Origin of the sequence: Neobacillus sp. NPDC097160 (genome assembly GCF_044762155.1) — a bacterium.
In the GTDB taxonomy this organism is placed as follows: Bacteria; Bacillota; Bacilli; order Bacillales; family Cytobacillaceae; genus Neobacillus.
In genome coordinates this window covers 38,380-53,432 of record NZ_JBIWDU010000010.1, presented here as the reverse complement: position 1 = coordinate 53,432, position 15,053 = coordinate 38,380, and the positions used below count along the sequence as shown (strand labels likewise).

The 15,053-nt window shown below is 38.5% G+C and carries 11 protein-coding genes; 2 read left to right on the top strand and 9 right to left on the bottom strand.

Features of this window, described 5'->3' with window-relative positions; all coding sequences use genetic code 11:
• Positions 1-61: 61 nt before the first annotated feature.
• From ACIQXV_RS15355 to ACIQXV_RS15325, 7 genes are all read right to left on the bottom strand, one after another.
• Positions 62-1,732 carry a sigma 54-interacting transcriptional regulator gene (locus tag ACIQXV_RS15355; protein WP_402960091.1) on the bottom strand — a complete coding sequence of 557 codons (1,671 nt, stop codon included), beginning with the start codon at positions 1,730-1,732 and terminating at the stop codon, positions 62-64.
• Between the two features lie 122 nt (positions 1,733-1,854).
• Positions 1,855-3,423, bottom strand: coding sequence for a flavin monoamine oxidase family protein (locus ACIQXV_RS15350; RefSeq protein WP_402960090.1), 1,569 nt, complete (start codon positions 3,421-3,423; stop codon positions 1,855-1,857).
• 236 nt (positions 3,424-3,659) lie between these two features.
• Positions 3,660-3,821 carry a hypothetical protein gene (locus tag ACIQXV_RS15345; protein ID WP_402960089.1) on the bottom strand — a complete coding sequence of 54 codons (162 nt, stop codon included), beginning with the start codon at positions 3,819-3,821 and terminating at the stop codon, positions 3,660-3,662.
• A gap of 700 nt (positions 3,822-4,521) precedes the next feature.
• On the bottom strand, positions 4,522-4,857 hold the full coding sequence (locus ACIQXV_RS15340; RefSeq protein WP_402960088.1) for a hypothetical protein: 336 nt from the start codon (positions 4,855-4,857) through the stop codon (positions 4,522-4,524).
• Positions 4,858-5,037: 180 nt separating this feature from the next.
• A complete protein-coding gene (locus tag ACIQXV_RS15335; RefSeq protein WP_402960087.1) occupies positions 5,038-6,135 on the bottom strand; it encodes a HupE/UreJ family protein in 1,098 nt (365 codons plus the stop codon).
• Between the two features lie 200 nt (positions 6,136-6,335).
• Positions 6,336-9,512 carry a discoidin domain-containing protein gene (locus ACIQXV_RS15330; protein WP_402960086.1) on the bottom strand — a complete coding sequence of 1,059 codons (3,177 nt, stop codon included), beginning with the start codon at positions 9,510-9,512 and terminating at the stop codon, positions 6,336-6,338.
• 157 nt (positions 9,513-9,669) lie between these two features.
• On the bottom strand, positions 9,670-10,578 hold the full coding sequence (locus ACIQXV_RS15325) for an efflux RND transporter permease subunit (protein ID WP_402960085.1): 909 nt from the start codon (positions 10,576-10,578) through the stop codon (positions 9,670-9,672).
• Between the two features lie 787 nt (positions 10,579-11,365).
• Here ACIQXV_RS15325 and ACIQXV_RS15320 point away from each other — a divergent pair.
• A complete protein-coding gene (locus ACIQXV_RS15320) occupies positions 11,366-12,265 on the top strand; it encodes a LysR family transcriptional regulator (protein WP_402960084.1) in 900 nt (299 codons plus the stop codon).
• 722 nt (positions 12,266-12,987) lie between these two features.
• Here ACIQXV_RS15320 and ACIQXV_RS15315 read toward each other — a convergent pair.
• Positions 12,988-13,551, bottom strand: coding sequence for a DUF6037 family protein (locus ACIQXV_RS15315; protein WP_402960083.1), 564 nt, complete (start codon positions 13,549-13,551; stop codon positions 12,988-12,990).
• A 116-nt stretch (positions 13,552-13,667) separates the two neighbouring features.
• The gene (locus ACIQXV_RS15310) at positions 13,668-14,192 is read right to left on the bottom strand and encodes a DUF6933 domain-containing protein (protein WP_402960082.1); all 525 of its coding nucleotides are present in this window, start codon (positions 14,190-14,192) and stop codon (positions 13,668-13,670) included.
• A 279-nt stretch (positions 14,193-14,471) separates the two neighbouring features.
• On the opposite strand from ACIQXV_RS15310, the gene ACIQXV_RS15305 reads away from it, so the two are divergent.
• Positions 14,472-14,744: an ATP-binding protein gene (locus ACIQXV_RS15305; RefSeq protein ID WP_402960081.1), complete on the top strand. Its 273-nt coding sequence runs from the start codon at positions 14,472-14,474 to the stop codon at positions 14,742-14,744.
• Positions 14,745-15,053: the final 309 nt, after the last annotated feature.

The window sequence follows — 15,053 nt, the reverse complement described above, 5'->3', positions numbered from 1 at the left end:
TATACGAAAGGCATAGTGGACGTCTCTTTTACAGATGCATTAGCAGTAATACCGCAAAGCATTATAACATATCCATTTTATTTAACTTTCGAACTACCGTAGATTGATTAATTTTTAAAAGATCAGCAATTTTATAGGTGCTTGTTACCATTGTTTGTGCTTTTTTGATTAATTCTTTTTCAACCAAGTCGATTGCATCTTTTAAAGGAATAATCTTTTTAATAATAATCGGCAAGTCCTCACTAATTCCAAGGAGCGACTCTTTAATTTTTGACGGCAGCGCATCTACTTCTATGGTTTCTCCTTCGGAAGCAATATATAACCACTCTACCGTATTTTGCAACTCTCTTACATTCCCAGGCCAGTGATATCTGCTTAATAAAGACAACACGTCAGTTGAAAATTGCTTTTCAACCCCTTCTCTAGCATTTAACATCTCTAATGTTGTTAGAAGTAGAGGGATAATATCCTCTGGGCGTTCTCTTAATGTTGGAACCGTTAATGGAATGACATGAAGTCGATAATAAAGATCTTTTCTAAATTTTCCACTTTCGACTAATTCTTCTAAATTGTGATTTGTAGCAGCAATCACCCGAATATTAACCTGAATGAGATCAGAACCGCCAACGCGGTAAAAAGATTTATTCTGAAGAACGTGCAAAAGTTTTGCTTGAAGTGACAAGGGAAGTTCCGCTACTTCATCTAGAAAGATGGTTCCTCCGTTTGCCTGCTCAAAAAAACCCTTCTTTCCTTGGCGTTTTGTACCCGTAAAAGCTCCTTCCACATAACCAAACATCTCACTTTCCATTAGCGTTTCAGGTATTGCGGCACAGTTTATTGAAATGAATGGTTGATGTTGTCTTTTGCTTATTTTATGAATAAGCCTTGCCAGTTCCGATTTTCCATTTCCCGACTCTCCCAGTAGCAAAATGGTAGAATCTGTTTGAGCCACTTTCGAAGCAAATTTGAAAAAGTTCTTCATTCTCCCACTCTTTATGACGAAATTCTCCTGTCTTAGAAACTCTATAAAGTCAGGGTGACTTTGTAAGGATGGAAGGATGGATCGAAGTTGTATCGTTGAAATGTCTTTTGAGGTACAAATTAGGCGGCTGATTTCGCCGTTTTTCTCCCATAGGATATTAACTTGCACGAGTAGACGCTTTCTATTAACCGTGTCCTGAAGAATAGTAATGTTTTCTTTTTTCCCGATAGCCAGGGAGATGGCAGAAGGAAAAAAAACTCCTTCAGACTCTAAATCCCGTACATTTCTACCAATCAATTGCTCCTTCGAACAATTATAGTACAGTTCACACCGATCATTGACTCGAAGGATTTTACCTTGTCCATCTGCAATCATGATGTCATCAACGGATAAATCCATCAGCACCTGGAATTCATCATGATTCCCAACCTGCTCTTGCGGTATAGATTGGTTCGGTTTTCTCATAATGAGTGCCATACCGTCACCAAAACCAGGAATTACATCCACTTCAACTTCAAGAGTATGCATATTGGAGAAACGCTGGTGACGATGTTCCCACATATGTTGAATTTCACTTGGCAGCTCTTTTATGGTATGGACAGCATGATCAATTCCTATCATTTTCCTCGCGGCTGTATTTAATATAAGCACTTCTCCCTCGGGATCTATTATAATGACCCCTTCCTTAAAATGTTGAAATACCCTTGTCATAAACTTCCAAGTTAATACCGATGGGCTCCGTTCTAGCATAAATTTCCTCCTAATTAAACTAGAAATGGGTTTATTTCAATAAATACCTCTTTAGTTACGGTGGAGTTCTAGGATTCATGGAGCATATCCATACTTCTAACTCAACTTGGAACTACTTTATATTATTTAGTAATCTTAATATACTTAAGGATTTCTTGTGCAGTACGCTGCCCGGATTCTACGGCACCATTTAAGAAGCCTTGGAAATCAATTGATGTATGTTCCCCCGCAAAATAACAGTTTCCTTCGGGCTCTCCTTCTACTCCAGCAAATTTCGTATACTGTCCAACTCCCCAATAGGAGTACGCACCTAATGTATACGGGTTTCCTGTCCAATAATCGATTGTTGGTACTACCCTTTTATTCATAGTATCGGTAATACCCGGCAGCACTGGTTCCAGTTGATTTAAAAATTGATTGGCTGCAATTATCGGGTTGGTCCAGTTACTTTTTTTCGCTGCGATTTTCCCACCTGTATAGTTAACTAAAATCCCATAATCACCAGATTGGGATCTCGATACTTCCCACGTATTTTGATAGCCCGTATCAGAAATAGTATCTCCATTGCAATTGAATTGCTGCCAATATCGTTTCGTAAATTGAACCTGTAATTTTGTGTTTGTTCCCATTTGCAGTTCTTGAATAGCAATCTGTTTTACTGGCTTAAAATTCGCTTTTGAGTAATCCACATTTCGCAACTTTGAGAATGGGATGGCAACTACGACTTGATCAGCTATTACATCAACATAGCCTGAGCCTTTTTTAAACGTCAGTATATAAGTATTGTCTTTTGAAAGTTTAATAGAGGTTAATTCTGAATTTAGCTGGATTTGGCTTTCCAGTTGTTGTGCTAATAAACTTACAATTTGATCATTTCCTCCGCGAACCCGGTACTTTTCGTTGGAAGGCCCGAATAATCTCATTTGTCCCTGCCCTGAGAATGCTAGTAAATAAATCAAATTCAAAGCGCTTTGTTCGCTTGAATCGGCACCGTACTCGATATTGTACGCAATATCCAACAACTTTCCGAGGTTTGAATTTACACCTCCTGGTACGTACTTTCTTATCCAATCAAGGATTGACATTTGATCAAGCTCCCAGCCTCTTTTCGTATAGCTTTTATACGTGGTCGGATACCCTGCTGCAACCAAATCACCGTGAATCTGCTGCCATATTTCTTTAATATCGTTCGTAGCTTGCTTAAATGTGTAGGGACTTCCATTGATATAACTTATTATTTTTGTGTCATTGGGCTCTGCTTGAACAAGATTATCTAATTTCAGCCCTAGTTCTTGGACAAGCTGCCGTATCTCCCTATGTTCTTGATCGATTAGTTCTCCACCATGCTCGGCGATTTGCCCTTGATCGAAATGCCCTCTTAATGACCAGCATCTTCCTCCTAAACGATTTGACGCCTCATATATTTGAGTGTTATACCCAGCTTGTTTAAGGCGATATCCGCAGGTCAAACCCGCAAGCCCCGCACCAATGATAACAATCCGTGGGGCTAATGAACTTTGGGCGGCAGTGGCAGCCGTGCTCCAAACAAAACTTGGAAGCATAAGTGCTGTTCCGGTGACTGCCGCTTTAGCCAAAAAATCTCTCCTAGATACTTTATTTTGCTCTCCTTCCTGGTCATTAGCTAGTGACAATGCTTTGATAAGATCTTCAAACAAACGGGTATGAGCCACAGATTATCATCCTTTCTTTGCAATAAATAATTTTGCATTGTTTATATTTAAAATATTACAGCAAGAAAGGTTCTTTATGTGAGCGTTTTCATTAGCCAAAGTTTGTCCTAAATCGACAAAATTTTAGAGAGTGGGACCCAAATATATTACAACAGTCTTAGTTTTAAAATGCATGCCGGGGGCGGGATTATTTCTACGAACGAAGATTTGCTCAAATTTATGAAGGCAATAGTCCATCAAGAAATAATCAGCGAAAATTCGCCTAACTTAAATTGAAAGTTTTTGTAGTATTCATTAATAGTTCTTTTTGCTAAACCTTCCCCTTTTTTTATTAACATAAATTGCTCAAACATCTCAGAAATTGAATAAACATACCCTCCAATATTTACTGATTTCACTACATGTTTTACTCCTCTTAACTGACCTCGAGGGAAAATAAAAAACCCCTTCCATAATAAATTAAGTAAGAGGTTGAACGGTTTTATGTATTAGTCTAAATCAGTTTTCTTTAACAGTCTAACACGGTCTTACGTCAGACTGGTCGAAATCCGTTTGGGAATAAGCACAAACGCTTATTCGGTGCTACATTAAAAAGTCAAAATTGGCGGGACTGCGTGGGAATCGAACCCACCAGACCTGGCACGCAGGTCTCAAACAGTTTTGAAGTTTGCTGCCACCTGTTTTTCTAGTATCTCGATGTGCCCTCAAGTACTGATAAATCAAGGTTTCTTGCTTCCTAGTGTTTTCTTGCGATTTGTAATTTTAAAAATTTGGGCACCAAGCATGGCACCTGCACCTAAAAATTGGACGTGCCTTTTTCCTCTAAATAAATACTTCTTTTACCAGATAATTCACTTTAGATGAGGATTACTCTCGTTAATTAATACGAGTTGTAAAATGCAACAGCAAAAACCCTAGAAACGTTGATATCACTCAACTTCTAGGGTTTTTTATTTCATTCTGCTTTGTAGAATAATGTATTATCCCCCAAAGTGTTGGGGGGGTTTTGGGTGGGAATTTCAAGGAAAAATATTACGTGGACAGACGCAAAATCACGGAAGGCATATACCCCTCATCATCCTTATAATTTTGTTTCACTTATACTTCTTCCGATTGACCACTTGAAAATAACAGATACGCTAATAACACGGCCATACTAGAGTAAGGAAACTTGTAAAAAAAAGATGTCTTATATTTATTTTTGAGGTCACATGGGTCATAATGACCGACATGACCTTGAAAATTACTATAAGAGAGTAGAGAGTACATGTGCGCGTGTTGGAATACAATGTTCAGCTTATCAACAAGCTCACCGGGGAAGTGGACAAATCGTTCAACAGCCTGTAAGGATTGAAAGCTGCGTACCCAGGTTTGTTCCGTCAAATTGCGGTTCATGCCAACCTGCATCTCTTGTACAGTAATCCTCCGACACATACTGTGAACCCCGATCAGATATGATCTCTTCACGAGCTGCCTGTCATCTACGAGGCGACTAGGCTCTTACCCCGACCGGACTATACCAGCTAGTTGTGCCTGACTTGGTTAGACACGCAATAATAAAAAAGAGCTAGCAAAAATACCGCTAACTCTCGTATTGATCAATAAATGGCCTAATTACAATCTTTGAATCAACCAATAAAATGCCAGCACAAAAATAAAGCAAGACGTTGAAATCATCATTTTACGATACCAGGGGAACCTTCGCAGCCATAGCAAGAAGGGAAGTAATAGGCATAGGACCATGAGCTGGCCCGCTTCCACACCTAAATTAAACGTTAGGAGTGAGCCAATCAGATTTCCTTTTGGAAGTCCTGTTTCAGCCAAAGCCCCAGCGAAGCCCATACCGTGAATCAGGCCAAATATGGCTGTCAATATCCACCGCCATTTCGCCTTTTGAACAAACATATTTTCCACTGCCACATAACAGATCGTCAGGGCAATCAAGGCTTCGACCCAATGCGAACTGACCTGAATACGGTCGGTTGCCACCAAGAATAGTGTTATGCTGTGGGCGATTGTAAAAGCAGTAACAATTTTCAACGCATCCTTGAAGCGAGATGCAATTAATACTAAGGATAACAAAAACAGCAAATGATCATAACCTGTCAAAATGTGTTCGATTCCAAGCTTAAAGTATTTCCACAAAACAGCGCCAATCTTAGGCTGGGGAACGTTGCTCAGATTATCACTTTTAGTGCTATCAATATGGGGAAGGTTGATCAGAATATCTCTATTAGCGCTATCAATCATATCCTGCTGAAAATATTCCCCTGCATGGACCATGAGTACACTCGTATGAGCAGGCGCATCGTCAAACACCAGATCGTAATGAAGATTAAATTGTTCGATTTCTTCATCGGCGATAAACCTCAGTTGAAATTCCACGCCTCTTGCGGCACCCTTTTGCGCCATGTCCATCGAAACCAATTCCATCGTTAAGGGCTTCGAATCCACATCTATGCGAAGACCTTTCTGTAGATAGGATTCGATTTTTTGCGAGGCCAGTTCATCGTTCACCAGATTATCCAAGTCAGTACCGAATTGTGGAAACAAGTCTCTTTGTTCAATAAAAAGATCATAGAGAATCTCGTTCCCTTCAATGTTTAAATCCGAGTAATTCATATTTATGGAATGCGCAAGTGAAGTTGTGGCAGTCCCAAAAAATAATAAGATCATGATGATGAACATGGACAGAAATGAACGCTGCTTCATAGCGGAACCTCTTTTCATGAAATGTTAGTATTACAATCTGCAATATAGTTTATCCGGTTACGAACGTTCATTCTGCAACTTGAACATAATAAGGGGGAGAAAATTGATCTCCCCCAGTTTCATTACCGATCCATCCTAAATTTCACTAATGTGATGACACCTGCGTGAATTCAATACAATAAATTCTTTTAAGTTAGAAGCTAATTCTTTACAGTTTCTGTTTCAAGGACGCTAATCTCCGCGGCCGCGGCCCAGCCGTTAACACCCGCCGTTGCTTCGAGCTTGACATATGATGCATCTGTCGGATCAAAAGTTGCTACTTTCTCCGCATTGTCGTTTGCCCAAGTTCCGCTTGCAACTTTAGTAAAGGTCACTCCATCTGTACTTACATAAACGTTATATCCTGTAATATTTCCGTTGCTGCCTGATGGCCTTGGTAAATACGCGACCTTATCGATTGCGTAAGTTCCTCCAAGATTTAAGGTGATCGATTGGGGGAGAACATCAGATTTATCCCACTTTGTATGCCAAAAAGTTTGTGAATTTCCGTCAATCGCCATGGATGCTGAATTATTTTCACCAATCGTTTCCTGACTTGTCGCCGTTGCAGTCATTTGAGACTGAGGGATCTTATTAACCGTTACTTTAATGCTTGTTGTCAAAGGCACGTTATTGGGATTTTTCACCCCAGTTGGCAAAGTTACAGTTCCATTTACAGTAAAGGTCTGTACAGTCTTTACCGTAGGATCATAGTTTGAAGCATCTACATTCCATGTCACAACGGCATCCCCCCTGCCTGCATCGGTATCCAACGATACTGTCTTTGGCAATCCAAGGGCGTCCGCTGTCTTCTCCGTTCCGATTGTCAACCCTGTTATGTCAGCAGGCGCAGTGATGCTGTTTAAATTAACACTTTGAGCCTCAATGTCAATGTCCTGCGACGAACGGTTATACATGGAATCGTCGGCGAATACCCTGAGTTTATATGGAGTAGTCGGCGACAAACCTGTAAACTTATAGTGCCTGTGTTCATCGAATGGCTTGTCTAGCGGCAGTGAAAGGCTGTTAAACGATTTGTCCACTTTCCCCGTGAGCTTGTTTATAAGCTGAATATTATATTCCAAAACGCGCACATTGTCATTTGCTTGCTTTATTGTAAAAGCAAGTTCGTTGTTTTTGTAGGAATCGACCGTAATACCCTCTTCAAACTGCGGAGCTATGAGTTCTCTTATATCGCTCCTGCTATAGGTAAAGGCCTCTTTCCCTTCACCAACGATTTTTACAGAAGGTATGCCTACATATTCATCTGTACTTAAATTATACTGTTTGATGATAATTTTTGAACCGTAAACCTCTAAGAAATTCACGATGCGAGGTGTGGTTTTATAGTTGATATACGCGCCTTCTACATATCCGCCGTACGGACCGTCATCAATATAACTGGAATATGAACTCGCACCGCTGTCGAGAAACGTAGCCGAACCTTGATAGTGAGAACGTTCGTCGGTCGGGTCGTATTGCGTATGACCTGACATATATACCACCTGCGACAAGTCATTGTCGGCAATATATTTACCTACATTATTACTTGCCGCGCTGCTCCATCTCTCTGACCACACGGTTCCGCTTATAGGGTAGTGAGAAGATACAAATATGGGTTTGGTTGGATCGTAATCCGCTTCTGTTTTAATTTGGTTGAGTAAATTTTTGGTTTTTCCCACCGTATTGTCGTTGTTATAATTTCCGTCAAAACCCACAATATTATATCCTTTTACCTTTACCCTATAAGCACTATTAAAGAAATTGTTATCGTATGAATTCGTTGAGGCGTTCCACGCACCCGCTGAACCGACAGGTATAAATTGTTCGGCGCCGCCCATATCATGGTTGCCTCTTACCATATAAAGCTTCGTATTGTCAAACAGACCCTCACCTTTAAGTTTATTGTATATGCCTGTCAGATTTTTCATCCACACATATTCATTGGCGTTGTTACCGCCAGTAACGTCGCCAGGAATAAAGAGTACGTCGGCCTGTGGGAAGAGTCTCAGTTCTGTTCTGTAATCTTTTTCAATGCGCGCGATTGTTGCGGGATTAGCACTTACTTCCGGGTCGCTGTCCACAATCATATTTAAACCGGCGGGAGTTAATGTTTTATTGCTTTTTTGATAGATGAATATGGCGTTGTTTAGTTCACGTTCGTAATAATTGATGGTTTCCTGTGTATATAATTTTTCTTTTTGCGTTGTTGCAACCGTAGATGCCGTATTCAAAACCTTTTTCAAATGATCAAAATCGGTTTCGCTGAAGCCGTTGCCGAGACCGTCTGCTATTATTTTATTTGCTTCTAATATTGTGTCGTTAAGTGCATTCAAATCTACTTTATTTACAGCGTAACTATTATAATTAGCTTGAACTACATCGCTGCTAAATGCACCTTTCCAAACATTCAGATCAGCTATATCGAATGAATTACCGCCATGATTACCCAATCCGTCGCTACCTATATTTAATGGGTTCGATGTATCTAAAGTTCCGATCCCCAGCGTAGTTTCAGTCATTTTGTAACCATCAATATACAACGATCCGAGCATTTTATCTCTGTCTACAACAAATGTCACGTAACGCCAATCGGAAGCATTAAACGTGTCGCGCCCAAATTTTACTGATGTGGTCGGGAATCCTAAATTCATATTGACCGAATTGGCTGATGTATAAATCGCCCAGCCTTCGTTAGAGCTCTTAGTAAAATCCTTGTTTGATAATATTACCTGATTATTGTTAGTGTCACCCTTATACCAGAAGGATGTGGTAAAACTGTCATGACCAAAATTCAAGCTATGCGTCGTACCGACATAATTGTCGTCTCCGCTTTCTAAGTGCAGAGCTTTGGTCCCGGGTAATACACCGTCTACATAACTATTATTTCCTTTCCCTTCCAAGTTCTCTTGATTTGCATCGTCCTTTAAATTATTGTCGAATTTCATCGATGCAATAAGGGGGTTGGCATTTAATACTGCGTTCGTGGGCAATGAAGTTTTTTTGTCACCATTTGATGGTAAACTAACTACAACGCGCAATTTTTTACCAATATCATTTAACGTTACGGTGTAGCTTTTGGATGTACCACCCGATTTTACATTAATATATTGATCGCTTATACGTGATTCCTGTACTTGCCATTGAAATGTTAGATTTTTGCCCATTGAACCCTGATTCATGATTGCACTGGCGGTGATCGTTTGACCGTAAACCGGCTGCATATTGTCGATTTTGACGAGTTTGTCGCCCGATTCGTTTGCAAGTGCGTCTGTGGTGGTCGATAACATAACGAATATCATCGTTAATACGAGTGTAATAGATAAAATTCTTTTCATTACAGAAAACCTCCATATTTTATGTATTTTAAGAGACTGTTCAAAAAACTTGTAAAATTGAGTGAAAAACAAAACCGTAGCGAAACTTTGATGCGGAACTCATTGATTATATCGATCATGTCGACGACTCCATTGTGCTGGAGAAGGTCGCCCCGCTTTACAAGGATGGCGGGCATCCTCCCATCGATCGGGATGAGAGGAGATTTTTCGTCACGGAAATCCCCCTTTCGTTTCCAATAGTGGAACCTTGATTTTCTCCTTCTGCTGCTCTCATTAAACTGAAATGGTGGTTATCCGTCACATTGGAGGAGGGCGTTTTCAGCACATCGATGAGAACGCTCGGTTTACCGTCCGTCCGCGAAATCGTCTTTAGGTTTACCACGCCTTCGGATACATCGGCCACAGAGGAAAGAGCAACCGTTTCCCCCTCAGCATTCCTTATCTTTATCTGCTTCAGCAGCTCAGGATTGATAGTCTCACCTGTTACTTGAATCGGAATCAGAGCCTGCTGACTCTGAATCTTTCCTTTCGGCCATACCGTATTGGCGGAAGACAACGCCTCCTCGACGTCTTTCAACATCAGTCCGTTTTTTTTCAATTCATTCATGTGGACCGTTACGACATAACCGTTCTTTCCTGTCCCCGTAAGGCGTACTTCTTTTACCCCCGAAACATACTCCAGCTCCTTTGCTACCATTGTTTGGACTGCTGTTCGAAGCTGTTTCTCGTCGGTCGATGTCCCTTCACTTACTAACCCAATTCTCATCATAGGAAAAGAGTGAGTACTGACTCTCGTGACCATCGGCTTTTCGACTCCTGCTGGAAACTGATAACCGTTCAAGGCTTGAATAATCTCCTGTTCCGCCTTTTTCACGTCAAAATTGAGCGGAAAATAAAGACTGGCAAACAACCCGCCGTCATAGGAGCTGGTTTCTAGATATTGAAGCCCATCTATTCCTCTCACAGCTTTTTCCACCATACTTGCAACATCGCTTTTCACCTGATTGGCATCAAATTTCTCCGCCCTTACCGTAATCATCAACGTCGAATTGTTAATCGCTGGCATGTAATCACGCTACATTTGATAAGCTGAGATCCCGCCCCACAGCATAATCAGAAGGATCATCATCAAAACCAGCACAGAACGTTTAGATACTACTTCTATCAATCGTTCCATCGTTTTGCTATCCCTTTATTTGGCATGTAGATGATTATTTGTTGCCCTTTCCATTTCACTCTTTTCATTTTTTCTCCCTACCTTTTGCCTTTTAATAATTTTGAATAAAAATACGAGGCAATGAACATTGATTTTAGATAATGCGGTCGTGTCCCTTGCCAGAAAGAAGCATATCATGGTTCGAAACGTTTAATTAATTCCATAAATCTGTATAACGTATTAAGTAAAACTTAAAATGACCTTTAGATACTACTAGCAATGCAATTTAATCTTTTTGCCCCAGAACGCATTTACGAAACTTTTACATTCGATTTACTCTCTATTAATATTTGTCACTTACAATTTAGCAAAAAAGAAAATTTGATTCTGAAGGGTGTGAATTTAAAATAAAGTTCTGCAGTTTGTAATAGAGTTCACCGTTCATCAACCCGATCGGTGGAACCGGGTTAAAAATAAATGGAATTCTCGTCTATACTACCGTACCGATTCGGACAAAAGTGAGGGTTGAACTTTTAGATACAGGAGAAATTTCATTGCACTCGAAATTCACCCTGTGCACGAAAGGGCTCGATGGGATTATGGTCAGATTTGCTTATCTTCTTTTTTTAAAAATTAAAATCAAGTGTAGGATTTATGAAAATATAATGATGTAATCTGCTTAAGTGGAGGTGGAATGATGAATTTCGAACAAATGGAGTATATTGTAAATGTTGCAAACGAGATGTCAATTTCAAAAGCCGCGGAAAAATTATTCATTTCATCTTCAGGGATGAGTCAATCTATTACCCAGTTGGAAAATGAGCTTGGTATAAAAATCTTTAACCGATCAAAACAAGGAGTTACTCCTACTTTTGAAGGTAAAATCGTAATTTCTAAAGCAATGACTTTACTAAACACCATTAAAGAACTAAATAAAGAAATTTTTGAGCATAAAAATAGTAATCAAACTCATTTAAAAATCTTAACTGCTCCTACCTTTACTTTAATACTTCAAGAAACAATGGTATATTTTAATTCGGAAAATAAAGATATTACATTCGAATTAATAGAGCAAAACCCTACAGAAATTATTCAGAATTTCAACAAGGGAAATTATGACTTTGCTTTAATTCCCGCTTCTTTAGAAGAGTTAAAAAAAGAAAAAAATATTCTTTTTGAACATATTCATACAGGGCATATTTGTATAGCTGTTGGTAAAAGTTCACCTTTTTATCATCATGATTATGTAACACTTAGTGCATTAAAAGATTCAAAATTAGTGATGTATAATTCATCTGACTATAAAAAGGTATTAAAATTAACAAAACCGAATTTAAATCATGTGTTAGTTAGATCGAATAGCAGCAGCCTTCTTTATAAGCTGGTAACAGAAAGTCAAGCCATCTTGTATTTGCATGATTTTTCTATTAAAAACAGTTCAATGGTTATGAACGGCGATATAAAAATTATTCCATTAAAGGAAGAAAAGTATTTTCCAGTTGATTTCTGGTTTATTTATTTAGAAACGAAAAATTTAACGAAAGTAGCTAAGGAATTTATGAATGACTTTTTGGATAATTTTAAAAAAACGATTTAATTTATAGAGATGAACAGCTAAAAGACCGAGTGGCCCTCGGTCTAAGTATGTAAGGAATTCGATAGAACCCTTGATATGAGTGGATTGGCGGGACTGCGTGGGAATCGAACCCACCAGACCTGGCACGCAGGTCTCAAGCAGTTTTGAAGTTCTAGACAGTATGTGATTTCTAGTATCACAAAGTCCCATAAAGTACTATAGAATAAGGTTTCTGTGATTTAGAGTATCTTGTAGTACCATTAAATTTTTTAAAATGGGCACCAAACTCGGCACCGAATTTTTTCTAAAATCAATATTATGATTATTAAGGTCACACAAAAAAGGAGGAAATTTTTTGATAGCACACGGATTAATTAAATATGATTGTAAAGACTGAACCTAATGAAATAAATATTATTTATTTTTTAATAATTCCTCCAAGTAACTTTCCTTTCACCTCTACTTAACAAAGATTACCTAAACATTGTACTCTCTCAATTGACCCCAACGTACTCTTTTCCACTATTCACATTAATGTCCATTGCAATTAAATTTAATTATTTAATAGTAGACTTAGGTGAGTAACAAATGGATGTTTCCCCACTCCACATGGAACGAGCCGTTCGGATTGATGTCAACCCGGGTTGAGTGTGTGAATTTCCCCTTTTTTGACTTCCTACGTTCGTGGGAACAGGTCGATAGGGTGTATTTTTTAGTAGGTAGGTGGGGATAAGTCGACTAACTCAATTCTTATAATCTATTTTTCCAGACTTAATTTTTTCTGTATTTTCTCCGGGATCTATTCCGTACATAATTGTTAGATCCATATCTTTAGTTGCATTATATATGTCTGGATATAGCTCCTTAGTTTTTAATAGGTTTTTTGAAGTTCTATGATATTTATCTTCTGGTAGTTTGGGATTTTTAGCATGAATAACTTCCCAATTTTTAATACCTATAGGATAGATTCCATCACTCTCGTTATCCAACTTATTATACTTAAGTATTGTTGTTCTCTTGTTATCAGATAGTCTATATTGAGCAGGAATTTGATTATCTAAATGATTAACAAAATCTCTAATACTGAATTGTCCTTTTCCATTCCCAATCCCGAAATATTTAATTAAAGCATCATATTCTTTAATCCCAGTAATGGAAAAACGGTATCCTTTTTTAATCGGAATACGGAGGACATCGCCACTTGCTCTTTTTATGAAAGTTAGATGCCAACCTTCGGAATCTCTGGTGTCAAATATCGCATCTGATATGACATTATTGTATGTATGCTCAAAAGTCCCTATCTCCACATTTGAGCTTACGCATAGAACTATAAAATGTTTTCAATCCATCTACTGTGCCACTATATGAGTACCCCATATTTTCTACCTCTAATCCATGTTTTTACCAATTTAACCCATTGAATCTAATTGTTTTTCTCACTTTCAACAGTTTTCATTGCTTCTCTTAATAAATCGGTCGGATGTGCATAGTCCAAAGAACCACACATTTGAGTACTGCCAATCCATTTATTAAGCTCGACAAGATTTATGTTTTCACTGAGTAAATGCTCTTCAATTTCCCACGATATGCTGATATCAAAGTCTTTCATCTGACCTAAAACTCTACGGTCATGTGTTTTTGTAAAACCTACGCTACCGCAGTTATCAATGTATTTACTCACTATGCTTTCACTAAATCCTTCAGCTAAAAAGGTTTCTCTGATTGCATCAAGAACAACTTTATCAAATCTCTTGAAGTGTTCCATTTTCACTCCGTAAAGTACGATACAGTATCTCGTCTTATTGTTCATAAGAAGAACACCTTTTCTCCTATCAAATATAAACAAGTTAGCGTGCCACTCATAAAACGAGTCAGCATTTGTAGCATCATATGGACTTACATTGATTTTCATGGCTTCAGCCAGCTTTTTTGTACATTCTATAATCATATAATCACTGCACTCCCTAACCTAACAACTTATTGTAAGCGCCAATCTCTGCCTCCTTAAAGCAACAGAAGTAAGCATTCATTTCTACATATGGATAAGTATCGAACCACCGGATAACCGTGACCTCACAATAAGATAGATTTCAGTGCATCGCTCATTAGTTTCTGCCTCGCTTCTAAGAAACTTTCAAAATGACAAAACACCTGTCAATCTACTTGATTATAAAGTGAACAAGTCCAATATAGAACAGTACGGTCAATTGACAGGAGGAACTAGGAAATGACAACTGAACTACTTTTGGATCACCTTACTAAACAACTACGAATTCCGACTATTGCAGCACAATATCGTTCTCTCGCAAGAGAGGCTGAAGATCGTAACTTAAGCTATGAGGAATTTCTATTAGCTTTATTAGAAGCAGAATCAGAGTCTAGAGAAGAAAATCAAAGACAAAGAAGACTGAAACAAGCTGCTTTTCCAGTCCAGAAAACGCTAGATAGCTATGAGATATATGTATTGATTTACAATTTGTACTACTTTAGAATTACATAATCGTTGATAAATACATCATAGTCGAGCCATAAGGTAAATAGGTAATATCCGTTACCCATATTTCATTTTGTTGACTCGCTTTAAAGTTAGATTAAGAATGTTCGGTACAACAATATTACTCTCACGATTATGTACTTCTGTCGCTTCTTCTTAACTCGACACTGAATCTCGAATTTCTGCATAATCTTTTATACTGGTTTGCGGTTAACATTTATACCGTGCTTTCTGTTTTGTAATGATTTAATTTTTCGGTGACCATAAAGATAAAATTTTCCTCACAGTTTGATTACTAGTTCCTCTATAGGGGTT